The 21777-nt window shown below is 61.1% G+C and carries 23 protein-coding genes; 13 read left to right on the top strand and 10 right to left on the bottom strand.

The features are described from left to right. Window positions 1–17 precede the first annotated feature (17 nt). Together NR126_RS11220 and NR126_RS11215 are read right to left on the bottom strand one after the other, a co-directional pair. Entirely contained in the window at window positions 18–347 is a 330-nt protein-coding gene (locus NR126_RS11220; protein ID WP_027621042.1) for an EscU/YscU/HrcU family type III secretion system export apparatus switch protein, read from the bottom strand. Next, window positions 344–1909, bottom strand: a complete 1566-nt coding sequence (locus NR126_RS11215) for a flagellar hook-length control protein FliK (protein WP_256830225.1) — start codon at window positions 1907–1909, stop codon at window positions 344–346. Before NR126_RS11215 ends, NR126_RS11220 begins: the two co-directional genes overlap by 4 nt. Before the next feature lie 261 nt (window positions 1910–2170). Here NR126_RS11215 and ccmA point away from each other — a divergent pair, with 261 nt between their 5' ends. The 13 genes from ccmA to NR126_RS11150 all read left to right on the top strand — a co-directional run bounded on the left by ccmA (window position 2171) and on the right by NR126_RS11150 (window position 12081). Beyond that, window positions 2171–2752 carry a cytochrome c biogenesis heme-transporting ATPase CcmA gene (gene ccmA, locus NR126_RS11210; protein ID WP_256830224.1) on the top strand — a complete coding sequence of 194 codons (582 nt, stop codon included), beginning with the start codon at window positions 2171–2173 and terminating at the stop codon, window positions 2750–2752. Continuing rightward, window positions 2749–3417, top strand: a complete 669-nt coding sequence (ccmB, locus tag NR126_RS11205; protein WP_027621045.1) for a heme exporter protein CcmB — start codon at window positions 2749–2751, stop codon at window positions 3415–3417. The genes ccmA and ccmB overlap by 4 nt, the downstream gene beginning before the upstream one ends. 92 nt (window positions 3418–3509) lie before the next feature. After that, window positions 3510–4265: a heme ABC transporter permease gene (locus NR126_RS11200; protein WP_027621046.1), complete on the top strand. Its 756-nt coding sequence runs from the start codon at window positions 3510–3512 to the stop codon at window positions 4263–4265. Beyond that, on the top strand, window positions 4262–4438 hold the full coding sequence (gene ccmD, locus NR126_RS11195) for a heme exporter protein CcmD (RefSeq protein WP_256830223.1): 177 nt from the start codon (window positions 4262–4264) through the stop codon (window positions 4436–4438). The genes NR126_RS11200 and ccmD overlap by 4 nt, the downstream gene beginning before the upstream one ends. After that, window positions 4435–4890: a cytochrome c maturation protein CcmE gene (ccmE, locus tag NR126_RS11190; RefSeq protein ID WP_027621048.1), complete on the top strand. Its 456-nt coding sequence runs from the start codon at window positions 4435–4437 to the stop codon at window positions 4888–4890. Before ccmD ends, ccmE begins: the two co-directional genes overlap by 4 nt. Window positions 4891–4893: 3 nt before the next feature. After that, window positions 4894–6882 (top strand): heme lyase CcmF/NrfE family subunit, encoded by a 1989-nt coding sequence (locus tag NR126_RS11185; protein WP_256830221.1) that lies wholly within the window; start codon window positions 4894–4896, stop codon window positions 6880–6882. Beyond that, window positions 6879–7415: a DsbE family thiol:disulfide interchange protein gene (locus tag NR126_RS11180; protein ID WP_027621050.1), complete on the top strand. Its 537-nt coding sequence runs from the start codon at window positions 6879–6881 to the stop codon at window positions 7413–7415. Before NR126_RS11185 ends, NR126_RS11180 begins: the two co-directional genes overlap by 4 nt. After that, window positions 7412–7882, top strand: coding sequence for a cytochrome c-type biogenesis protein (locus NR126_RS11175; RefSeq protein WP_105754369.1), 471 nt, complete (start codon window positions 7412–7414; stop codon window positions 7880–7882). Before NR126_RS11180 ends, NR126_RS11175 begins: the two co-directional genes overlap by 4 nt. Next, entirely contained in the window at window positions 7879–9087 is a 1209-nt protein-coding gene (ccmI, locus tag NR126_RS11170; RefSeq protein WP_027621052.1) for a c-type cytochrome biogenesis protein CcmI, read from the top strand. The genes NR126_RS11175 and ccmI overlap by 4 nt, the downstream gene beginning before the upstream one ends. A gap of 14 nt (window positions 9088–9101) precedes the next feature. Further along, complete coding sequence (locus tag NR126_RS11165; protein ID WP_027621053.1) at window positions 9102–9509, top strand: hypothetical protein; 408 nt, start codon at window positions 9102–9104, stop codon at window positions 9507–9509. A gap of 79 nt (window positions 9510–9588) precedes the next feature. Further along, on the top strand, window positions 9589–10971 hold the full coding sequence (locus NR126_RS11160; RefSeq protein ID WP_256350919.1) for an AAA family ATPase: 1383 nt from the start codon (window positions 9589–9591) through the stop codon (window positions 10969–10971). After that, window positions 10968–11564, top strand: a complete 597-nt coding sequence (locus NR126_RS11155; RefSeq protein WP_256830220.1) for a hypothetical protein — start codon at window positions 10968–10970, stop codon at window positions 11562–11564. The genes NR126_RS11160 and NR126_RS11155 overlap by 4 nt, the downstream gene beginning before the upstream one ends. 118 nt (window positions 11565–11682) lie before the next feature. Next, complete coding sequence (locus tag NR126_RS11150) at window positions 11683–12081, top strand: RidA family protein (RefSeq protein WP_027621056.1); 399 nt, start codon at window positions 11683–11685, stop codon at window positions 12079–12081. A gap of 57 nt (window positions 12082–12138) precedes the next feature. Here NR126_RS11150 and NR126_RS11145 read toward each other — a convergent pair whose 3' ends face one another. From NR126_RS11145 to gcl, 8 genes are all read right to left on the bottom strand, one after another. Next, complete coding sequence (locus NR126_RS11145) at window positions 12139–13137, bottom strand: sulfate ABC transporter substrate-binding protein (protein WP_027621057.1); 999 nt, start codon at window positions 13135–13137, stop codon at window positions 12139–12141. Window positions 13138–13229: 92 nt separating this feature from the next. After that, window positions 13230–14054, bottom strand: a complete 825-nt coding sequence (locus NR126_RS11140) for an ion transporter (RefSeq protein WP_027621058.1) — start codon at window positions 14052–14054, stop codon at window positions 13230–13232. A gap of 21 nt (window positions 14055–14075) precedes the next feature. Then, the gene (locus NR126_RS11135; protein WP_256830219.1) at window positions 14076–14996 is read right to left on the bottom strand and encodes an urea transporter; all 921 of its coding nucleotides are present in this window, start codon (window positions 14994–14996) and stop codon (window positions 14076–14078) included. A 109-nt stretch (window positions 14997–15105) separates the two neighbouring features. After that, window positions 15106–16521, bottom strand: a complete 1416-nt coding sequence (gene pyk, locus NR126_RS11130) for a pyruvate kinase (RefSeq protein WP_027621060.1) — start codon at window positions 16519–16521, stop codon at window positions 15106–15108. After that, entirely contained in the window at window positions 16511–17791 is a 1281-nt protein-coding gene (locus NR126_RS11125; RefSeq protein WP_256830218.1) for a glycerate kinase, read from the bottom strand. The genes pyk and NR126_RS11125 overlap by 11 nt, the downstream gene beginning before the upstream one ends. Before the next feature lie 195 nt (window positions 17792–17986). Continuing rightward, on the bottom strand, window positions 17987–18880 hold the full coding sequence (locus tag NR126_RS11120) for a 2-hydroxy-3-oxopropionate reductase (RefSeq protein WP_027621062.1): 894 nt from the start codon (window positions 18878–18880) through the stop codon (window positions 17987–17989). A gap of 140 nt (window positions 18881–19020) precedes the next feature. Further along, window positions 19021–19803: a hydroxypyruvate isomerase gene (hyi, locus tag NR126_RS11115; protein ID WP_105754372.1), complete on the bottom strand. Its 783-nt coding sequence runs from the start codon at window positions 19801–19803 to the stop codon at window positions 19021–19023. 143 nt (window positions 19804–19946) lie between these two features. Next, window positions 19947–21722, bottom strand: a complete 1776-nt coding sequence (gcl, locus tag NR126_RS11110) for a glyoxylate carboligase (RefSeq protein ID WP_027621064.1) — start codon at window positions 21720–21722, stop codon at window positions 19947–19949. Window positions 21723–21777 lie beyond the last annotated feature (55 nt).

Below are 21777 nucleotides of genomic sequence, written 5' to 3'. Positions count from 1 at the left end.
AAGGTTGTTTTTTTCAATCAGTAATCCTCCCCACGCCCCGTCACATCCCGCTCCAGGATGTCGTCCCGCAATTCGTACCCCGCCGGAAACTTGCCCTTGAGTTTCCAGGCAAACGCAATGATCTCGGCAATCGTGCGGTACAACTCCTCGGGGATACTGTCGCCCAGTTCCATGCGCGCCAACAAACGTACAAGCTCGGCATTTTCGTAGATCGGCACCTCGTGCTCGCGGGCGAGTTTGAGGATGGCTTCGGCCAGTTCGGCGTCGCCTTTGCCGGTGAGGGTCGGGGCGTGTTGGCCGTCGTACTTGAGGGCGATGGCCTGGCGTGGGGTATTGGAATCGTTCATGCGGTGTCGTCGACCCAGCGTTGTTCGAGGCGGGTTTGCGGGCCTTGAGGTGGTTTGCCGAGGTGGCAATCCAGTCCGCTGACATTGAGCCCGCAGTCATGGAGTTGGGCGCGCAGGCTGTCGAGGTTGTTTTCAATCAGGCTCGCGGTGTAGGGGCGTTCGGCCCAGAGCTGGCCGGACAAGCTGCCGTGCAGCAGTTGCGCCTGCACTTGCAGCGGGCCCAGCGGCTCGAGGTCGAAGGCCAAGTCGAGGCGCCACAGCGGTTGCTTGACGGTTTGCTCGGCGGCTTTCTCCTGCTGCTCACGGGGCGGTGGATCTTCGCGTTGTAATTTGACCTGCAACGGCACGATGTCGTGGGCGTGGCGCATGGGGATTTCCAGCTGCCAGGTGGTTTGCAGCCGGCCGTCCTCGGTCATGCCGCTTTGTTCGAGACTTGCCAGTTGATGGCTTTGCAGGCGCGAGACCGCAGCGGCGGCAAGGCGCAGCAGGTGTTCGAGGTCGCCTTCCTGCTCCAGGCTCTGAAGCAGCCGCGAGGGTAGGGGGAAGCTGCCGGGCGCCGGCTTGGCGCTGACCTGGCCGAGCATGCCGAGGGCGTTGCGCACGAAGCTCGGCAGCGCCTGCGCCATGGTATTGGCGGCGATCGCGGCGTTGAAGCTGGTGTTGGCCGGCAGGCCGGGGGCCAGTTGGGCGATCAGGCGCAGCAGGTTGCCTTTGGTGTCGTTTGCCGGTGCTTCGGTCAGCCCGGCCAGCAGTTTACTTTCGAGGAACACGCCGCTGTTGGCCAGGGTCTGGGCCAGCACCTTGGGGTTGCTCAGGTGACGCGCCTCGGGCAGGCCGGCGAGCAGGGTCTCGACAGCCGCCCGCACCGATGCCGTCTGACTGTGGGCGGGAAGGTTCTGCAGGGTCTTGAGCAGTCCTTCCAGCGAGCCCTGGCGGCTTTGCTGGGTCTGCAACTGCTGGGAAATCGCCAATTGCTCCGAACGGCTGCTCAGGGGCACGAAGTTGAGGGTGTCCGCGTCCTGCACCAGGGCGCTGAGCAGCGTACCGATGCGCAGTGGCTGGGCGCTGTCGAGGGTCAGGGTGCTGCCGCTGAGGGCGGTGTTGAGCAGGCTGACCATCGAGCGATACACCGGCGGTTGTCCGGGCGCCTGCGGCAGGGCCTGGTTGGTCAGCACCTTGCCCTGCAACAGCGTGCCAACCGGCAATTGCGCGGTGTCGAGGCGGGTGAGAGACGCAGTGTTGCTGGCCAGGGCTTGTTGCAGGGTTATTGCCAGGTTGCCGGCCGAGGGCTGGGTAATGGCCAGACTGGCCCCCAGCGCCAATGGCAGATTACTGGTGGCCGACACCGTTGTCTGGCGGCCTCCGGCCAGGGTGATCTTCAGCAGCAGCTGGAAAACCTGTTGCTCCTGGCGCAGTGATAGCACTTCGGCCTTGGCGCTTTGCCCCGGGGCAATCAGGCCATCGATCGGGGTCTGCAGCTTGAGCACTTCGCCACCGGCCTGCGGGCGCGGCGTAGCCGTTGCCGGAGCGGGCAGGGGAGGAAGGTTGATCTCACTGGTCATCAGGTCACACCCTGTCGAAATTGCCCTCTGGAGAGTAGGACATCGCATGTATAATGCCGCCCGTCTCCAGGACGCGTGGCGAAACTTCGCAACACAATCTGCTTGAAACTTGACCCAGCTCTCTGGAACAGGCCGTCAATGCCACTATGCTGCATCACTTTAACGGCCGATCCACTGCCGACTTGAACCGTAAAGGCCCGCGATCTCTTGACCATCCCTCTATTAGAAGCCGTTGCGCTCGCCTGTGAGCGAGACTGGCGGATGCTCTTCGAAAACCTCGCCTTGCGCTTGGGCAGCGGTGACATGCTGCAGATCAGCGGGCCGAATGGCAGCGGCAAGACCAGTCTGTTGCGCCTGTTGGCCGGCCTGATGCAGCCCACCAGCGGTGAGGTGCTGCTCAATGGCCAGCCCCTCAATAGCCAACGCCCGGAACTGGCTCACAACCTGTTGTGGATTGGCCACGCTGCCGGGATCAAGGACCTGCTCACTCCGGAAGAAAACCTCAGCTGGCTGTGCGCCCTGCACCAGCCCGCCAGCCACGACGCTATCTGGGCGGCACTGGCGGCAGTCGGCCTGCGTGGCTTCGAGGATGTGCCCTGCCATACGCTTTCCGCCGGTCAGCAACGGCGTGTGGCGTTGGCCCGCTTGTACCTGGACAGCCCGGCGTTGTGGATTCTCGATGAGCCCTTCACCGCGCTGGACAAGCAAGGCGTCGCGCAGTTGGAAGAACACCTGGCCAAACACTGCGAGCAGGGTGGCATGGTGGTATTGACCACCCACCACAGCTTGACCCGGATGCCATCCGGGTACCGTGAACTGGATTTGGGACGGTGGGCCGCATGAGTGTGTTCGCGTTGTTGGTGGCCCGTGAAGCACGCTTGCTGTGTCGTCGACCGGCCGAGTTGGCCAACCCCCTGGTATTTTTCGCAATTGTTGTCGCATTGTTTCCATTGGCCGTGGGACCTGAGACTCAATTGTTGCAAACCTTGTCTCCGGGCCTGGTCTGGGTAGCAGCCCTTTTATCGGTTTTGCTCTCGCTGGACGGGCTCTTTCGCAGTGATTTCGAGGACGGATCGCTGGAACAGTGGGTCCTTTCGTCGCACCCCCTGGCCCTTCTGGTTTTGGCCAAGGTGCTGGCACACTGGGCGTTTTCCGGCCTGGCATTGGTATTGCTTGCGCCCCTGCTGGCGTTGATGCTCGGTTTGCCCACCGCCTGTCTGCCGGTTTTGCTCTTGTCGCTGCTGCTAGGTACACCGGTACTGAGCTTGCTCGGTGCGGTGGGCGCGGCGCTGACGGTGGGTTTGAAGCGCGGTGGCTTGCTGCTGGCGCTGTTGATTCTGCCGCTGTATATCCCGGTGCTGATCCTCGGCAGTGGTGCCTTGCAGGCCGCCCTTCAGGGCATGCCGGCAACCGGGTATCTGTTGTGGTTGGGTAGCCTGACGGCGTTGGCCGTGACCCTGACACCCTTTGCAATAGCTGCTGGCCTGAAGATCAGCGTCGGCGAATAATAATGAGGTCTGGTCAAATTTTGACCACTTTTCCCAAGAAAGCAGACCCTGACTTTTCGTGACATCGAAAAGCAACCGTGATGGAAACAGCAATGAACTGGACCTGGTTTCACAAGCTCGGCTCACCCAAGTGGTTCTACGGCATCAGCGGCAAAATGCTGCCATGGCTGAGTGTCGCGGCACTGCTGCTGATCGGCATTGGAGTGGTCTGGGGCCTGGCGTTCGCGCCGCCGGATTACCAGCAGGGCAACAGCTTCCGGATTATCTACATCCACGTCCCCGCCGCGATGCTTGCGCAGTCGGTGTATGTGATGCTGGCGGTCTGCGGCATCGTTGGCCTGGTGTGGAAGATGAAGCTGGCCGACGTCGCCCTGCAGTGTGCTGCGCCGATCGGTGCCTGGATGACCGCCGTGGCCCTGGTCACCGGCGCCATCTGGGGCAAGCCGACCTGGGGTTCGTGGTGGGTCTGGGATGCGCGACTAACGTCGATGCTGATTCTGCTGTTCCTGTACTTCGGTCTCATTGCGCTGGGCAATGCCATCAGCAATCGTGACAGCGCGGCCAAGGCCTGCGCGGTGCTGGCGATTGTCGGGGTCATCAACATCCCGATCATCAAGTATTCGGTGGAGTGGTGGAACACCCTGCACCAGGGCGCCACCTTTACCCTCACCGAGAAGCCGGCGATGCCGGTCGAGATGTGGCTGCCGCTGCTGCTGACGGTGCTGGGTTTCTACTGTTTCTTTGGCGCGGTGCTGTTGCTGCGCATGCGCCTTGAAGTGCTCAAACGCGAGGCCCGGGCCAGTTGGGTCAAGGCCGAAGTGCAAGGCAGTCTGGAGGCCGTTCGATGAGTTTTGCTTCATTCGGCGACTTCCTCGCCATGGGCCATCACGGCCTCTATGTCTGGTCGGCCTATGGCATCTGCCTGGCGGTACTGGTTCTTAACGTCGCCACGCCGATCTTGGCCCGCAAGCGTTATCTGCAACAAGAGGCGCGCCGTCTGCGCCGGGAGAACAGCAAGTGAATCCGCTGCGTAAAAAACGACTGATTATCATCCTGGCCATTCTGGTGGGCGTCGGCGCTGCCGTTGGCCTGGCCTTGAGTGCCCTGCAGCAAAACATCAACCTGTTCTACACACCGACCCAGATTGCCAATGGCGAAGCGCCGCAAGACACGCGCATTCGTGCCGGCGGCATGGTCGAGGCCGGGTCGTTGCAACGTTCTTCCGACTCGCTGGACGTCAAATTCGTCGTCACCGACTTCAACAAGTCGGTAACCATCACCTATCGCGGCATCCTCCCGGACCTGTTTCGCGAAGGACAGGGCATCGTTGCGCTGGGCAAGTTGAATGCCGATGGCGTGGTGGTGGCTGACGAAGTGCTGGCCAAGCACGACGAGAAGTACATGCCGCCGGAAGTGACCAAGGCCCTCAAGGACAGCGGTCAATCCGCCCCCACACCCGCGAAGGAGGGTTGATTGATGAATGCCGGTCTGTTTGTTCCCGAGTTGGGTCATCTGGCGATGATCCTCGCGCTGTGCTTTGCCATCGTCCAGGCCATCGTGCCCCTGCTGGGCGCCTGGCGCGGTGACCGCCAGTGGATGAGCCTGGCCCAGCCGGCTGCCTGGGGGCAGTTCGCGTTCCTCGCGTTTGCCTTCGGCTGCCTGACCTATGCCTTCATGGTCGACGATTTCTCGGTCGCTTATGTCGCCAATAACTCCAACAGCGCCTTGCCCTGGTACTACAAGTTCAGCGCGGTGTGGGGCGCCCACGAGGGCTCGCTGCTGCTCTGGGCGTTCATTCTCGGTGGCTGGACCTTTGCCGTGTCGGTGTTCTCCCGGCAGTTGCCGCAGGTCATGCTGGCCCGCGTGCTGGCAGTGATGGGCATGATCAGCACCGGCTTCCTGCTGTTCCTGATCGTCACCTCGAACCCGTTCGCGCGGATCCTGCCGCAGATGCCGACCGATGGCGCCGACCTTAACCCGCTGCTGCAAGACATCGGCTTGATCGTTCACCCACCCATGCTCTACATGGGCTACGTCGGCTTCTCGGTGGCCTTCGCCTTCGCCATTGCCGCCTTGATGGGCGGTCGCCTGGATGCGGCCTGGGCGCGTTGGTCGCGGCCATGGACCATCGTCGCCTGGGCCTTCCTCGGCATCGGTATCACCCTCGGCTCCTGGTGGGCCTACTACGAACTCGGCTGGGGTGGCTGGTGGTTCTGGGACCCGGTGGAGAACGCCTCGTTCATGCCATGGCTGGTGGGCACTGCGCTGATCCACTCGCTGGCGGTGACGGAAAAACGCGGCGTGTTCAAAAGCTGGACCGTGCTGCTGGCGATCGCCGCCTTCTCGCTGAGCCTGCTGGGCACCTTCCTGGTTCGTTCCGGCGTGCTGACTTCGGTCCACGCCTTCGCCTCGGACCCCGAGCGGGGCGTGTTCATCCTGATCTTCCTGCTGTTCGTGGTCGGTGGTTCGCTGACCCTGTTCGCCCTGCGCGCACCCGTGGTCAAGAGCCAGGTCGGGTTCAACCTGTGGTCGCGGGAAACCCTGTTGCTGGGTAATAACCTGGTGCTGGTGGTGGCGGCCTCGATGATCCTGCTCGGCACCCTGTACCCGCTGGTGCTCGATGCCTTGACCGGCGCCAAGCTGTCGGTTGGCCCGCCGTATTTCAACGCCTTGTTCATTCCGCTGATGGCCTTGCTGATGGTGGTGATGGCCGTGGGCGTTGTGGTGCGCTGGAAAGACACCCCGGTGAAATGGCTGGTGGGCATGCTGACTCCAGTATTGCTCGGCAGCGTGGCCCTGGCCGTGGTGGCCGGGATCGCTTATGGCGACTTCAACTGGGCGGTGCTGGCGACCTTCCTGCTCGCCGCCTGGGTGTTGCTGGCCGGGGTCCGCGACATCTTCGACAAGACCCGCCACAAGGGCCTGATCAAGGGCCTGCCATCGCTGACTCGCAGCTATTGGGGCATGCAGATCGCTCACCTGGGCATCGCCGTGTGCGCACTGGGTGTGGTGCTGTCGAGCCAGAACAGCGCCGAGCGTGACCTGCGCCTGGAGCCGGGCGAGTCGATGGAACTGGCCGGTTACCACTTCATTTTCGAAGGCGCCAAGCATTTCGAAGGGCCGAACTTCACCTCCGACAAGGGCACCGTCCGCGTGGTCCGCGACGGCAAGGAAGTTAGCGTGCTGCACCCGGAAAAACGCCTGTACACCGTGCAGAACTCGGTGATGACCGAAGCCGGGATCGACGCCGGGATCACCCGTGACATCTACGTGGCCCTCGGCGAACCGCTGGGCGAAGGTGCCTGGGCGGTGCGCGTGCACGTCAAGCCGTTCGTGCGCTGGATTTGGCTCGGCGGCCTGCTGACCGGTTTCGGTGGTTTGTTGGCGGCGCTGGATCGGCGTTATCGGGTCAAGGTGAAAAGCCGCGTGCGTGAGGCACTGGGTATGTCTGGAGCGACTGCATGAGACGTTGGTTAATGGTTCTGCCGCTGGCGCTGTTTCTGCTAGTGGCGGTGTTTCTGTACCGTGGGTTGTTCCTCAACCCGGCCGAATTGCCCTCGGCGATGATCGGCAAGCCGTTCCCCGAGTTCAGCCTGCCGAACGTGCAGGGCGACAAGACCCTGACCCGCGCCGATCTGCTGGGCAAGCCGGCGTTGGTCAACGTCTGGGGCACCTGGTGCATTTCCTGCCGGGTCGAACACCCGGTGCTGAACAAACTGGCCGAGCAGGGCGTGGTGATCTACGGCGTCAACTACAAGGACGTCAATGCCGACGCCTTGAAGTGGCTGGCCGAGTTCCACAATCCCTATCTGCTGGATATCCGCGATGACGAAGGCACCCTGGGCCTCAACCTCGGAGTCTACGGCGCACCGGAAACCTTCTTCATCGACGCCAAAGGCATCATCCGTGACAAGTACGTCGGCGTGATCGATCCGGTGGTCTGGCGTGAGCAACTGGCGTCCAAGTACCAGGCGCTGGTGGATGAGGCCAAGCCATGAAGCGCTGGATTGCTGCTGCCATCCTCGGCCTGAGCATCGCCAGCGTCGCCCACGCCGCCATCGACACCTACGAGTTCGCCAAAGAAGGCGATCGCGAGCGCTTTCGCGAGCTGACCAAAGAGCTGCGTTGCCCCAAGTGCCAGAATCAGGACATTGCCGATTCCAACGCACCGATTGCCGCTGACCTGCGCAAAGAGATCTTCCGCATGCTCGGCGAGGGCAAGGACAATCAGCAGATCATCGACTTCATGGTCGACCGCTACGGTGATTTCGTGCGCTACAAGCCGGCCCTGACCGGCAAGACCGCAGTGCTCTGGTTCGCCCCCGCCGGGCTGTTGCTCGGTGGCCTGGTGGTGATTGCCCTGATCGTCCGTCGTCGCCGCGCCGAGCGCGCCACCGGTGCGGACACGCTTTCTGCCGAGGAGCGTGAACGCCTCGACCAACTGTTGGATAAAAACCAAGAATGATTGATTTCTGGCTCGCTGCAGGTCTGCTTCTACTGGTTGCCCTGAGTTTTCTGTTGATCCCGGTGTTGCGCGGCCGTCGTGCCCAGCGTGAAGAGGATCGGACCGCGCTGAACGTGGCGCTTTACCAGGAGCGTGTCGCCGAGTTGCAGTCGCAACAGGCCGAAGGCGTGCTTGATGCCACGCAGATGGCTGCCGGCCGTGACGAGGCTGCGCGCGAGTTGCTGGCCGACACCGAAGGCGCCGACAACGTCCGGGTTTCGCGCCTGGGCAAGCCGCTGCCGTTGCTCGCCGCGCTGCTGGTGCCGGTGCTGGGCCTGGGCTTGTACATGCATTTCGGTGCCAGTGACAAGGTCGGGCTGACCCGTGAATTTGCCCAGGCTCCGCAGTCGATGGAAGAAATGACCCGGCGTCTGGAACGTGCCGTGGCGGCGCAACCGGATTCCGCCGAGGGCCTGTACTTCCTTGGCCGTACTTACATGGCCCAGGATCGTCCTGCGGACGCGGCGAAGCTGTTCGAGCGCACCGTGGCCGTCGCCGGTCGCGAGCCCGAGCTGTTGGGGCAGTGGGCCCAGGCCCAGTACTTTGCTGACAATAAAAAATGGTCGGACAAGGTCCAGGCACTGACCGATGAAGCCCTCAAGGCTGACCCGAAAGAAGTCACCAGCCTCGGGCTGCTGGGTATCGCCGCCTTTGAAAGCGAGCGTTATCAGGACGCCATCGACTACTGGAATCGCCTGCTGGCGCAACTGCCGCCTGAAGACAATTCGCGCAGTGCCCTGGAAGGCGGAATCCAGCGCGCCACCGAGAAACTCCAGGCCAGCGGCGGCACCGTGGCCAAGGCACCGGCAGCGGTGGCCAAGGCTGCGGCAATGCTTAAGGTCTCGGTGGACCTGTCGGACGAGGTCAAGGCGAAGGTCCAGCCTGGCGACAGCGTGTTCATTTTCGCCCGGGCGACCTCTGGCCCACCGGCACCGCTGGCGGCCAAGCGCCTGACGGTCGCCGACCTGCCGGTGACCGTCGAGCTGGGCGATGCGGATGCAATGATGCCGCAGTTGAAACTGTCGAACTTCCCTGAAGTCCAACTGGTTGCACGGGTATCCCGCGCTGGCCAACCGACTGCCGGCGAATGGGTCGGGCGCAGCCAGCCACTGGCGAGCAGCACCACCGCGCCGCAGCAATTGACCATCGACAGTCCGGATAAATAACCAGGAAAACCGCTATGACCGCCATCGCCCGTATCACCCTGCTCAGTCTGGTCCTGGGGTTAAGCGCATGTGCGGTCCAGCGTCCAAGCCCGGATACCGGGCCGGCGCCGCCCATCCCCGAACCGCGACCCACCATCAAGCCCGGCCCGTCGACCCCGCCAGGCAAGCCGGTGATCCCCAACGCCCCGGCCAAGCCGCAGCCACGCACTTCCGCCAGCTTTGCCCCGCCACCGGGCGGCAACAGCCATTGGGATGCGAAGCTTGGGGTCTACGTGCTCGACGACCAGAGCAACGTGTTCTATCGCCAGCGCACCTACTACCGCTGGAACAATGGCTGGAGCCGCAGCATCAGCCCCAAAGGCCCGTGGGAAGACACCGATATCCATGGCGTGCCTTCGGGGTTGGGCAGGCATTATCAGTAATTTTTAGTCTGCGCTATGTGTACTGAGGTTGCTCCAGCGTTGAGCGTAGAGGGGCAATGTTCGCCGCTTGACTTGAATAATGCAGAAAGCGCTGCAACGGAGGCGCGATCTACGTCTATTATCCTGTCCGGTAAATCCGCGGGACAAAAAGTGGGGTGGGATTGTGTTAAAAAGCTTGAAACTTAGCCATGTAGGGCCGCTTCCAGAAATGGAAGTGGAATTCTCCAGTCGGTTGAATTTGATCACTGGTGACAATGGTTTGGGTAAAAGCTTTTTGCTGGATATAGCGTGGTGGGCATTGACCCGGCGTTGGCCCAGCGATTTAAATCGGGCGTTGACGGGTGGCAATATGGTCCGTCCGAACGACTCAACAAAGGCAAGGATCGATTTTTCAGTATCCGCGAAAACCAAGGATGTTTCTTATTCGACGTCTTTTTCTTCGTTGGATCAAGCATGGACGGGTAAGGCGGGACGGCCTATCAACCCGGGCTTAGTACTCTACGCCATGGCGGATGGGAGTTTTGCTGCCTGGGACCCTGCCAGGAATTACTGGCTGAAGAAAGGCAATCTCGATGTCCAGGATAGAGTGCCAGGTTATGTATTCAGCTCACGTGAAATTTGGGATGGTCTCGTCGACGGTGAGCGAGGCCTCTTATGCAACGGGCTGATTTCGGACTGGGCAAGTTGGTACAAAGAAAAAGGTGAGTCATATGACCACTTGTGCGCAGCGCTAGCCAAGTTATCTCCTGAAGAGGGAGAAACACTCGTGATGGGGCCGCTGACCCGCATTGGCCTGGATGACCCTCGAGATATTCCCACTTTAAAGATGCCCTATGGGCAGAATGTACCGGTTGTTCATGCATCGTCTGGAATGAAACGCATACTTGCGATTGCGTATCTGCTGGTCTGGAGTTGGCAGGAACATGTCAAGGCGTCGGCTCTTTTGGGGCAGGAAACGACTCCGCGTCTGACCTTTTTGATCGACGAAGTGGAGTCTCACTTGCACCCCCGCTGGCAGCGCTCGGTGGTCGGCGCTTTACTTGATGTCGTGACGGCTCTTTCTCCAAGCGCCCAGGTACAAATTCTTCTGGTAACTCATTCACCTCTCGTCATGGCTTCAGTCGAACCTCGTTTCGACAGGTCACAAGACGCCTGGTTTGACCTGGATTTGTCAAAGAACAAAAAGAACGGCAAGACTGAAGTTCAGTTTAAACAACGTGAGTTTGTTCGTTTAGGAGAAGTTTCCCGGTGGTTGACAAGCGACGCATTCGATTTGGGAAGTGCTCGTTCCATCGAGTCTGAGAGGGTGTTGGAGGAGGCTTCCAAGGTCTTGTCTGAAGAAGTAATTGATGCGCAACTGGCGATTTCCCTGGATGGTAGATTGCGAGAGTTGTTGGGTGATACCGATCCGTTCTGGATTCGCTGGAGATACGTAGGTCTAAAACAGGGATGGCTCAAATGATTCCTGTACGAGGGCAACCGGAGCCTGCGTCGTTCAATGCTAAGGTTCGAGTCAAAGGTATTGCACATTTGAAGTCGAAGGGGCTGGCGCTGAACAAGCCACTTCCTTCTGGGACTGAGGTGAGCCCCTACTGGCGTGAGAGCCTTACAGACCTTCATGTCGCTTATGAGGGTATTTGTGCTTATCTAGGCATTTATTTCGAGCGAGTCGGCGGAGTGAGTGTCGATCATTTTGTCGCCAAGTCTGTAAGCGCTGCGGATATTTATGAGTGGGCTAATTATCGCCTCGCGTGCTCAACCATGAACAGTCGCAAGCGTGATTACAATACGGTGTTAGATCCATTCTACTTGGCAAAAGATCTTTTTCGTTTGCAGTTATCCACTGGGCATATTTATCCAAAGCCAGGCATTGCTGCTCAGCCGACGAGGTTGATCGAGGAAACGATAGAAACCTTGGGGTTGGATGACGCAATATGCCGAGAGATCAGAGCCAGGCGGTATCAGGAGTACTTGCAGTATCAGCTGCCTGCTGACTACCTTAAATTGACATCCCCTTTTATTTGGTCGGAGGCTAATCGCCAGGGGCTTCTTTAGGCACTTGATTTTTGGCGCTGGCAATCACTACCCTTGAGTTTCCGGATGTTGCAGGCACTGGAACCCTGATACCGGTTGATTTAGATTTTCCGGTCATTCCAGGGAGTCAGGAGTCTTCATGCACAAGTCGGTGTTAAATCCCTCCAGTGTTTTCAACTCGCTGCAGTACGGGTTCAGCCAGGCGGTTGAGGTCAGTGGCGGGCGTCATTTGTTGTTGTCCGGTCAGGTCGGTGTCGATGCGCATGAGCGCACGGTGGCGCCCGGGTTGCGTGAGCAGACTGACAAGGCGTTCGACAATATCGAGACGATACTGCGCGAGGCGGGCGGGGATTTGTCCCATGTGGTGATGATGCGGATATACATCGTCGAGGCTGCACGGGATGAGCAAGAGCAGATCACCCAAGTATTGCTGGAGCGCTTCCCGGCTAACCCGCCGGCATCTTCATGGGTGATTGTCAGCGGGCTGTCCTTGCCGCAGTGGCTGATCGAAGTGGAAGTGGAAGCGATGTTGCCCTAGAACGGGCAGCGACAAATAAGGCGACCCGCGGGTCGCCTTTTTCACTTTCAGCGCAGCTTATTGGCCACTGTAGATCTGGTCGAAAACACCGCCATCGTTGAAGTGGGTTTTCTGCACGGTGCGCCAGTCACCGAAGGTTTTTTCCACCGACAGGAAGTCGACTTTCGGGAAGCGATCGGTGTACTTGGCCAGCACTTGCGGGTCACGTGGACGCAGGTAGTTGGCGGCAGCAATTTCCTGGCCTTCTGGCGACCACAGGTACTTCAGGTATTCCTCGGCGGCGGCGCGGGTGCCTTTCTTGTCGACGACTTTGTCGACCACGGTCACTGGCGGCTCGGCTTCGGCGGAGACGCTCGGGTAGATCACTTCAAACTGGTCGCGACCGAATTCGCGGGCGATCATTTCCGCCTCGTTCTCGAAGGTCACCAGCACGTCGCCGATCTGGTTGGTCATGAAGGTGGTGGTAGCGGCACGGCCACCGGTGTCGAGCACTGGTGCCTGCTTGAACAGCTTGCCGACGAAGTCCTTGGCTTTGTTCTCGTCGCCACCGTTTTTCAGCACGTAGCCCCAGGCCGACAGGTAGGTGTAGCGGCCGTTACCCGAGGTCTTGGGGTTGGGCACGATCACCTGTACGCCGTCCTTGAGCAGGTCCGGCCAGTCTTTCAGGGCTTTCGGGTTGCCTTTGCGGACGATGAACACGGTGGCCGAGGTGAACGGCGCGCTGTTGTTTGGCAGGCGGGTAACCCAGTTGTCCGGCACCAGCTTGCCGTTGTCGGCGAGGGCGTTGATGTCGGTGGCCATGTTCATGGTAATGACGTCAGCCGGCAGGCCGTCGATGACCGAACGCGCTTGCTTGCTGGAACCACCAAAGGACATCTGCAGGGTGATGTTTTCCTTGTGCTCGGCTTGCCAGTGCTTCTGGAAGGCCGCGTTGTAGTCCTTGTAGAAGTCGCGCATCACGTCGTAGGACACGTTCAGCAGGGTGGGTGCGGCTTGCGCCACGCTGGCGAGGGTCAGGCCAGCGGCCAGAAGTGAGGCGGCGAAGATTTTTTTCACTGCACATTCCTTTTGTTCGAGAGAGTGAAGGCAATTTGCCGTCGACTATAGCCGGGGCTGCATAGGTCTTTAAAGATTAAAAAGTGCTTTGCTTATTCGATTTTCTTGAATAACAGATTGCCGCAACGTGAGCAGTAGGCGGCGCCATGCTCGTGGTTATTTTTGCTGCACACCGGGCAGTCGTGCTGGAGTTTTTCGCCGCGCATGGCGTTGGCCAGTTCGGCGGTGAAAATCCCGGTGGGCACGGCGATGATCGAGTAACCGGTGATCATTACCATCGACGAAATGATCTGCCCGAGTACGGTCTTGGGCACGATGTCGCCATAGCCGACGGTGGTCAGGGTGACGATGGCCCAATAGATACCCTTGGGAATGCTGGTAAAGCCGTGCTCCGGCCCTTCAACCACATACATCAGGGTGCCGAACACCGTCACCAGGGTGCAGACGCTGAGCAGGAACACCAGAATTTTCTGTTTGCTGCCGCGCAGCGCGTCCAACAGATAGTGGGCCTGCTTGAGGTAGGGACCAAGCTTGAGCACGCGAAAAATTCGCAGCATGCGGATCACCCGGATGATCAGCAGATACTGGGCGTCGGCGTAATACAGGGCGAGGATCCCCGGGACGATCGCCAGCAGGTCCACCAGGCCATAGAAGCTGAAGGCGTAGCGCAACGGTTTGGGTGAGCAGTACAGGCGCAGAATGTACTCGCCGAGGAAGATCACCGTGAAGCCCCACTCGATGTAGGCGAGCAGGCTGGCGTAGTTCTGATGCACCTCATCGATGCTGTCGAGAATCACCACCACCAGGCTGGCGAGGATGATCAACAGCAAGGTGCTGTCGAAGCGTCGACCCGCCACCGTGTCGGTCTGAAAAATCATCACGTAGAGGCGATTGCGCCACGTGTCCTTGCTGTCCATTTGCACGGCCTTGAACGTAAATCAGCGCAGCCTAGGGTGATTCTCCGGGGTTTGGCAAGGAGCACGCTCGTCGTGGGTGCGGCGTAGCGGGCGGATGCCGATGCGCAGTAGCCAGCAGGCGAGGATGAAGGGCGCGGTCAGAGGCGCCAGGCCCGCAGCGGCGAACAGCGGCGTGAGCAGGATCGCCAGGCCGATGCCCAGCAGCGGCAGCCAGGATTGTTGGCGTTGCTGACTGAGGGCCAGGGCTGCCAAAGCCGGGTTGTAGCCATGCTGGCCGAGCAGGGCGGCAGGGGCGTCGTGTAGCCAGAGCGCGCAAAGCAAGCCGACGGCAGACCCGAGCAGGGCCCAGCCGGCGGCACGCTGATCGGCCAGCAGCAGGCCGCTGGCGATCAGGATCCCGGCCAGCGGCGCGTCGAGGAATACCACCTGACCCAGGCCTTTGAATACGCCGGCCACAAGGTTCAGGGTCGACAGTTCGAGTATTGGCGCAGGCGCGGCCTCACTTGGCGCGGCGAAGCTCAGGAGCAGCCAACCGAGCAGCACGAAGGGCGCCGTGTAGGCCGGGAGGAAACGCTGTTCGCGGGTGCGCTTGAGCCATTGCTCGGTGAGCATCGCACTGAGGCCGCCGCTGGCCAGAATCAGTGGTGCGAGCAGCGCCGACCAACTGAAATGCAGGCTCAGCAACAGGCCGATCAACACACCGTTATAGCTGTACAGCCCAGCCTGGCGATCGGCCTTGGCATAGCCGCGACGTTGCGCAGTCAGCAGGCCGGCCACGCCGCCCAGCAGCGCGCCACCGAGCAGGTTTGGGGCGGTGAACAGGATGGCCAGCAGGCACAGCAGGCCGCACAAAGGGTTGCGTTGCAGGAATATCTGGCTGAAGCCATTGAGCAGGGCTTCGGCCCAGTCGGGGCAGTGGGTATTGAAATGATGGGCAGGCATGGCAGTTTTGCAAGTAGGGGGGACCGAGGTGCCTGCATCGCGAGCAGGCTCGCTCCTACAGAAAGCTGGTAGGAGCGAGGCTGCTCGCGATAAGGCCGGCAAATGCGTTCTAGATCAACGTCTCGATACGCAACGAGTTAGTCGAACCCGGCTGGCCAAAAGGCACGCCAGCGGTGATCAGCAGAGTGTCGCCGCGCTGCGCCATGCCTTGTGCCTGGGCAATTTCCAGGGCGGTGGAGCAGACTTCGTCGACCTGGCGCAGGCGATCGTTGACCACCGAGTGCACGCCCCAGGCCACGCTCAGGCGGCGGGCGGTGGTCAGGTTCGGGGTCAGGTTGAGGATCGGTACCGCCGGACGCTCCCGCGCTGCGCGCAAGCTCGAGGTGCCGGATTCGCTGTAGTTGACCAGCACCGCCACCGGCAGAATGTTGCTGATGCGGCGGATCGCGCAACTGATGGCGTCCGAGGTGGTGGCTTCGGCTTTCGGCCGGCTGACGTCCAGCTGTGCCTGGTAATCCGGGCCGCCTTCAACCTGACGGATGATCTTGCTCATCATCTGTACGGCTTCCAGCGGGTATTCCCCGGACGCGGTTTCCGCCGACAACATCACCGCGTCCGTGCCTTCGGCGACTGCGGTGGCGACGTCGGTCACTTCGGCGCGGGTCGGCGCCGGCGAGAAGCGCATCGACTCGAGCATCTGCGTCGCGACCACCACCGGCTTACCGAGCTGGCGGCAGGTGCTGATGATGTCTTTCTGAATCTGCGGCACGCTTTCGGCTGGAACTTCTACGCCCAGGTCACCGCGGGCTACCATGATCGCGTCGCTCAGTTCGGCGATTTCCCGCAGTTTTTCCACCGCTGACGGCTTCTCGATCTTGGCCATCAGGAAAGCTCTGTCGCCGATCAGCGCACGGGCTTCGATGATGTCCTCCGGGCGCTGCACGAACGACAGAGCAACCCAGTCCACCCCCAGCTCCAGGCCGAAGCTCAGGTCGCGGCGATCCTTGGCGGTCAGTGGGCTGAGGTCGAGCACCGCTTGTGGGACGTTAACGCCTTTGCGGTCCGACAATTCGCCTCCATTGAGCACGGTGGTGTCGATGGCGTCGCTGTATTTGCTGACGACTCGCAGGCGCAGCTTGCCGTCATCGAGCAGCAGGTCCATGCCCGGTTCCAGCGCGGCGATGATTTCCGGGTGCGGCAGGTTGACCCGGCGTTCATCGCCCGGGGTGGTGTCGAGGTCCAGGCGCAGGGCCTGACCACGGACCAGTTGCACCTTGCCTTCGGCAAACTTGCCGACCCGCAGTTTCGGGCCTTGCAGGTCCATGAGGATCCCCAGCGGATAATTGAGCTGGCGCTCGACTTCGCGAATCCACTGGTAGCGCTGGGCGTGGTCGGCGTGATCGCCATGGCTGAAGTTCAGGCGAAAGATGTTGACCCCGGCCAGCACCAATTCACGAATGTCTTCGATGCCGTCGGTGGCAGGGCCGAGGGTGGCGAGGATTTTGACTTTTTTGTCAGGCGTCATGTTTAGGAGTCTCGAGGATCAGGATGGCGCGGAAGTCGTTGACGTTGGTGCGGGTTGGCTCGGTGACGATCAGCGCGTCGAGCGCCTCGAAGTAACCGTAGCCGTTGTTGTTATCCAGTTCGTCGCTGGCGCTCAGGCCCAGGGCGGCGGCGCGGGCGTAGCTATCCGGGGTCATGATGGCGCCGGCGTTGTCTTCGGAGCCGTCGATACCGTCGGTGTCACCGGCCAGGGCGTAGACACCCGGCAGGCCCTTGAGGCTGTCGGTCAGGCTCAGCAGGAACTCGGCATTGCGTCCGCCACGGCCATTGCCACGCACGGTCACGGTGGTTTCGCCACCGGAGAGGATCACGCAAGGTGCGGCCAGCGGCTGGCCGTGGAGAATCACCTGGCGGGCGATGCCGGCGTGGACTTTCGCCACTTCCCGGGATTCGCCTTCGAGGTCACCGAGGATCAACGGGCTGAAACCGGCCTGGCGGCATTTCACCGCTGCAGCTTCGAGGGATTGCTGCGGGCGGGCGATCAGCTGGAAATGGCTGCGGGCCAGAGCCAGGTCGCCGGGTTTGACGGTTTCCGATTCCGGGCTGTTCAGCCAGGTGTGTACCGAGGCCGGAATCTCGATGTTGTAGCGCTTGAGGATCGCCAGGGCTTCGGCGCTGGTGCTCGGATCGGCCACTGTCGGGCCAGAGGCGATGACCGTGGCGAGGTCGCCCGGTACATCGGAAATCGCGTAGGTATAAACAGTGGCAGGCCAGCAGGCCTTGCCCAGGCGTCCGCCCTTGATCGCCGAGAGGTGCTTGCGCACGCAGTTCATCTCGCCAATGCTCGCGCCGGACTTGAGCAGGGCTTTGTTGATCGACTGTTTGTCGGCCAGGGTGATGCCTTCGGCAGGCAGTGCCAGCAGGGCAGAGCCACCGCCGGAGAGCAGGAAAATCACCCGGTCGTCTTCGCTGAGGTTGCTGACCAGTTCGAAGACGCGTTTGGCCACGGCCTGGCCGGCGGCATCCGGCACTGGGTGAGCGGCTTCGACCACTTCGATTTTTTCGCACGGCGCGCCGTGGCCGTAGCGGGTCACCACCAGGCCAGAGACGTCGCCCTGCCAGCAGCGCTCGACCACTTGGGCCATGGCGGCGGCAGCCTTGCCGGCGCCGATGACAATGACGCGGCCCGTGCGATCGGCGGGCAGATGGGCTTCGAGCACCTGTTGCGGATGGGCCGCGTCGATGGCGGTGGCGAACAGGTCGCGCAGAAATTGTTGCGGATCGACCGACATGGCGGGCTCCCGGGAATTCTTGTTATTGGGGTGAAGCGAAAGCAATGGAGTAACTCGGTCCCTGTGGGAGCTGGCATTCTGTGAGGGCCAGCCTGCTGGCGATTCAGGCGCTGAGGTCTATCAGACACACCGCGTTGACTGCATCGCTAGCAGCGGAGCGCCGCCCGGGCTGGCTCCCACAGGTTTAGGCGGGCCTTATTGTTTATCGCGAATCGAGAAATTCGCCATGTGCTCCAGGCCTTTGATCAGCGCCGAGTGGTCCCAGTTGCTGCCACCGATCGCCGCGCAAGTGCTGAACACCTGCTGGGTGTTGGCGGTGTTTGGCAGGTTGATGTTCAGTTCCTTGGCGCCTTGCAGGGCAAGGTTCAGGTCTTTCTGGTGCAGGCTGATGCGGAAGCCTGGATCGAAGGTGCCTTTGATCATGCGGTCGCCGTGCACTTCGAGGATTTTCGAGGAAGCGAAACCGCCCATCAGCGCTTCACGCACCTTGGCTGGATCGGCACCGTTTTTCGAGGCGAACAGCAAGGCTTCGGCCACGGCCTGGATGTTCAGCGCCACGATGATCTGGTTCGCCACTTTCGCGGTCTGGCCGTCGCCATTGCCACCGACCAGGGTGATGTTCTTGCCCATGGCCTGGAACAGCGGCAGGGCGCGTTCGAACGCGTCGGCGTCACCACCGACCATGATGCTCAGGGTCGCGGCCTTGGCACCGACTTCACCGCCGGACACTGGGGCGTCGAGGTACTGAGCGCCTTTTTCGGCGATTTTGGCGGCGAAAGCCTTGGTGGCAGTCGGCGAGATCGAGCTCATGTCGATCACGACTTTGCCTTTGCCAACGCCAGCGGCAACGCCATCGGCACGGAACAGCACGTCGTCAACCTGCGGGGTATCCGGGACCATGACGATGATGAATTCGGCTTCCTGGGCGACTTCTTTCGGGTTCGCCAGGGCGACGGCGCCAGCGGCAACCAGGTCGGCAGGGGCGGCGTCGTGGTGCGCCGACAGGAACAGGCTGTGACCGGCTTTCTGCAGGTTCGCCGCCATTGGGTGGCCCATGATGCCGGTGCCGATAAATCCGATTTTAGCCATGAGAAAATCCTCTTGTTTTTGTACTGCTCAAGCAAATTGGGGGTGGGAGCGAGCCTGCTCGCGAATGCGGTGGAACATTCAACATCCGTGTTGTCTGAATCACCGCATTCGCGAGCAGGCTCGCTCCTACAGGTAATGGGTCAGATCGCGTTATGGGTTTTCAACCAGCCCAGGCCGGCTTCGGTGGTGGTCAGCGGCTTGTATTCGCAACCCACCCAGCCCTGGTAACCGATGCGGTCCAGGTGTTCGAACAGGAAGCGGTAGTTGATTTCACCGGTGCCTGGCTCGTTACGGCCCGGGTTGTCCGCCAGTTGAATGTGGTTGATCTCGCCCAGGTGCGACTGCATCGTGCGCGCCAGGTCACCTTCCATGATTTGCATGTGGTAGATGTCGTATTGCAGGAACAGGTTGGTGCTGCCGACTTGTTCGCGGATCGACAGGGCCTGGGCGGTGTTGTTCAGGTAGAAGCCCGGGATATCGCGGGTGTTGATCGCTTCCATCACCAGTTTCAGGCCCGCCGCCTGCAGCTTCTCGGCAGCAAACTTGAGGTTGGCGACGAAGGTTTTTTCCACCGTGGCATCGTCCACGCCTTGTGGGCGGATCCCGGCCAGGCAGTTAATTTGGGTATTGCCCAGCACTTGTGCGTAGGCGATAGCCAGGTCAACACCGGCGCGGAACTCTTCCACGCGATCCGGGTGGCAGGCGATCCCGCGTTCACCCTTGGCCCAGTCACCGGCCGGCAGGTTGAACAGCACCTGGGTCAGGCCGTGGGCATCGAGCTGGGCCTTGATTTCGGCGGAACTGAAGTCGTACGGGAACAGGTATTCGACACCGCTGAAACCGGCTTTGGCGGCTGCTTCGAAGCGGGCGAGGAAATCCTGTTCGGTGAACAGCATGGACAGGTTGGCTGCGAAACGCGGCATGGTGGTCTCCCGTGAATCTTGTGAGGTCTCTCCCCTTGTAGGAGCGAGCCTGCTCGCGATGGCGTAGTGTCGGCCAACATTAATGTTGAATGTGCCGACGCTATCGCGAGCAGGCTCGCTCCTACAGGGAGAGCCGTTAGCTGTTAATCGAGCATCGAGATCGCAGTTGGTGCGTCGTTGCCGACCAGCGCCAGGTCTTCGAATTCGTTGACCGCGTTGATTTCGGTGCCCATGGAAATGTTGGTCACGCGCTCCAGGATAATCTCGACGATCACCGGAACCTTGAACTCCTCGATCAACTCCTGAGCCTTGCGCAGGGCAGGCTGGATTTCCGCCGGCTCGAACACGCGCAGAGCCTTGCAACCGAGGCCTTCTGCAACCGCGACGTGGTCAACCCCGTAGCCGTTGAGCTCCGGTGCGTTGAGGTTGTCGAAGGACAGCTGTACGCAGTAGTCCATGTCGAAACCGCGCTGCGCCTGACGAATCAGACCCAGGTACGAGTTGTTCACCACGACGTGGATGTACGGCAGTTTGAACTGCGCGCCCACCGCCAGCTCTTCGATCATGAACTGGAAGTCGTAGTCGCCGGAGAGTGCCACAACCTTGCGGTTCGGGTCAGCCTTGACCACGCCCAGGGCGGCCGGGATGGTCCAGCCCAATGGGCCGGCCTGACCGCAGTTGATCCAGTGACGCGGCTTGTAGACGTGCAGGAATTGCGCGCCGGCAATCTGCGACAGACCGATGGTGCTGACGTAGCAGGTGTCTTTGCCGAACACCTGGTTCATCTCTTCGTACACGCGCTGTGGCTTGACCGGCACGTTGTCGAAGTGAGTCTTGCGTTGCAGGCTGGCCTTGCGCTGCTGGCAGTCTTGCAGCCAGGCGCTGCGGTTCTTCAATTTACCGGCGGCTTGCCATTCGCGAGCGACTTCGATGAACACGGTCAGCGCGGCAGCGGCGTCGGACACGATGCCCAGGTCCGGGGTGAATACGCGGCCAATCTGCGTGCCTTCGATGTCGACGTGAATGAACTTGCGGCCTTCGGTATAGACGTCGACCGAACCGGTGTGGCGGTTGGCCCAACGGTTACCGATGCCCAATACCACGTCGGATTTCAGCATGGTCGCGTTGCCGTAGCGGTGCGATGTCTGCAGGCCAACCATGCCGACCATCAACGGGTGATCGTCAGGGATAGTGCCCCAACCCATCAGGGTCGGGACGACTGGAATACCGGTCAGCTCGGCGAATTCCACCAGCAGGTCGCTGGCGTCGGCATTGATGATGCCACCACCGGCTACCAACAATGGACGCTCGGCCTGGTCCAGCAGGGCCAAGGCTTTTTCCACTTGCACGCGGCTCGCGGTCGGCTTGGCCAGCGGCAGTGGCTGGTAGGCGTCGATGTCGAATTCGATTTCCGCCATCTGCACGTCGAACGGCAGGTCGATCAGCACCGGGCCGGGACGGCCGGAGCGCATTTCAAAGAAGGCTTTCTGGAACGCGTAAGGCACCTGGCCCGGTTCGAGAACGGTGGTCGCCCACTTGGTCACTGGCTTGACGATGCTGGTGATGTCGACAGCCTGGAAGTCTTCCTTGTGCATACGGGCGCGGGGTGCCTGGCCGGTGATGCAGAGGATAGGGATCGAGTCGGCCGAGGCGCTATAGAGGCCGGTGACCATGTCGGTGCCCGCTGGCCCGGAAGTACCGATGCACACGCCGATGTTGCCGGCCTTGGTGCGGGTGTAGCCCTCGGCCATGTGCGAGGCGCCTTCAACGTGGCGAGCGAGGACGTGATCGATGCCGCCGACCTTTTGCAAGGCGGAGTACAGCGGGTTGATGGCGGCACCGGGGATGCCAAAAGCGGTATCAACCCCTTCACGGCGCATCACCAGAACGGCGGCTTCGATTGCTCTCATTTTGCTCATGGTTTTGTGCCTCTTTACGTTTTGTAATTGTATACAAGTGGCTTTGCGCAGAGTG

This window comes from Pseudomonas sp. Pse1 (assembly GCF_024519635.1).
GTDB lineage: Bacteria > Pseudomonadota > Gammaproteobacteria > Pseudomonadales > Pseudomonadaceae > Aquipseudomonas.
The sequence above is the reverse complement of the archived record's forward strand: the minus strand, read 5'-3'. Positions and strand labels throughout refer to the sequence as shown.

Bases quoted from the DNA above. Each gene is read 5' to 3' on its own strand.
- NR126_RS11220 (WP_027621042.1), bottom strand. From the start codon at position 347: ATGAACGATTCCAATACCCCACGCCAGGCCATCGCCCTCAAGTACGAC.
- NR126_RS11215 (WP_256830225.1), bottom strand. From the start codon at position 1,909: ATGACCAGTGAGATCAACCTTCCTCCCCTGCCCGCTCCGGCAACGGCT.
- ccmA (WP_256830224.1), top strand. From the start codon at position 2,171: ATGCTCTTCGAAAACCTCGCCTTGCGCTTGGGCAGCGGTGACATGCTG.
- ccmB (WP_027621045.1), top strand. From the start codon at position 2,749: ATGAGTGTGTTCGCGTTGTTGGTGGCCCGTGAAGCACGCTTGCTGTGT.
- NR126_RS11200 (WP_027621046.1), top strand. From the start codon at position 3,510: ATGAACTGGACCTGGTTTCACAAGCTCGGCTCACCCAAGTGGTTCTAC.
- ccmD (WP_256830223.1), top strand. From the start codon at position 4,262: ATGAGTTTTGCTTCATTCGGCGACTTCCTCGCCATGGGCCATCACGGC.
- NR126_RS11185 (WP_256830221.1), top strand. From the start codon at position 4,894: ATGAATGCCGGTCTGTTTGTTCCCGAGTTGGGTCATCTGGCGATGATC.
- NR126_RS11180 (WP_027621050.1), top strand. From the start codon at position 6,879: ATGAGACGTTGGTTAATGGTTCTGCCGCTGGCGCTGTTTCTGCTAGTG.
- NR126_RS11175 (WP_105754369.1), top strand. From the start codon at position 7,412: ATGAAGCGCTGGATTGCTGCTGCCATCCTCGGCCTGAGCATCGCCAGC.
- ccmI (WP_027621052.1), top strand. From the start codon at position 7,879: ATGATTGATTTCTGGCTCGCTGCAGGTCTGCTTCTACTGGTTGCCCTG.
- NR126_RS11165 (WP_027621053.1), top strand. From the start codon at position 9,102: ATGACCGCCATCGCCCGTATCACCCTGCTCAGTCTGGTCCTGGGGTTA.
- NR126_RS11160 (WP_256350919.1), top strand. From the start codon at position 9,589: ATGCAGAAAGCGCTGCAACGGAGGCGCGATCTACGTCTATTATCCTGT.
- NR126_RS11155 (WP_256830220.1), top strand. From the start codon at position 10,968: ATGATTCCTGTACGAGGGCAACCGGAGCCTGCGTCGTTCAATGCTAAG.
- NR126_RS11150 (WP_027621056.1), top strand. From the start codon at position 11,683: ATGCACAAGTCGGTGTTAAATCCCTCCAGTGTTTTCAACTCGCTGCAG.
- NR126_RS11140 (WP_027621058.1), bottom strand. From the start codon at position 14,054: ATGGACAGCAAGGACACGTGGCGCAATCGCCTCTACGTGATGATTTTT.
- NR126_RS11135 (WP_256830219.1), bottom strand. From the start codon at position 14,996: ATGCCTGCCCATCATTTCAATACCCACTGCCCCGACTGGGCCGAAGCC.
- pyk (WP_027621060.1), bottom strand. From the start codon at position 16,521: ATGACGCCTGACAAAAAAGTCAAAATCCTCGCCACCCTCGGCCCTGCC.
- NR126_RS11125 (WP_256830218.1), bottom strand. From the start codon at position 17,791: ATGTCGGTCGATCCGCAACAATTTCTGCGCGACCTGTTCGCCACCGCC.
- NR126_RS11120 (WP_027621062.1), bottom strand. From the start codon at position 18,880: ATGGCTAAAATCGGATTTATCGGCACCGGCATCATGGGCCACCCAATG.
- hyi (WP_105754372.1), bottom strand. From the start codon at position 19,803: ATGCCGCGTTTCGCAGCCAACCTGTCCATGCTGTTCACCGAACAGGAT.
- gcl (WP_027621064.1), bottom strand. From the start codon at position 21,722: ATGAGCAAAATGAGAGCAATCGAAGCCGCCGTTCTGGTGATGCGCCGT.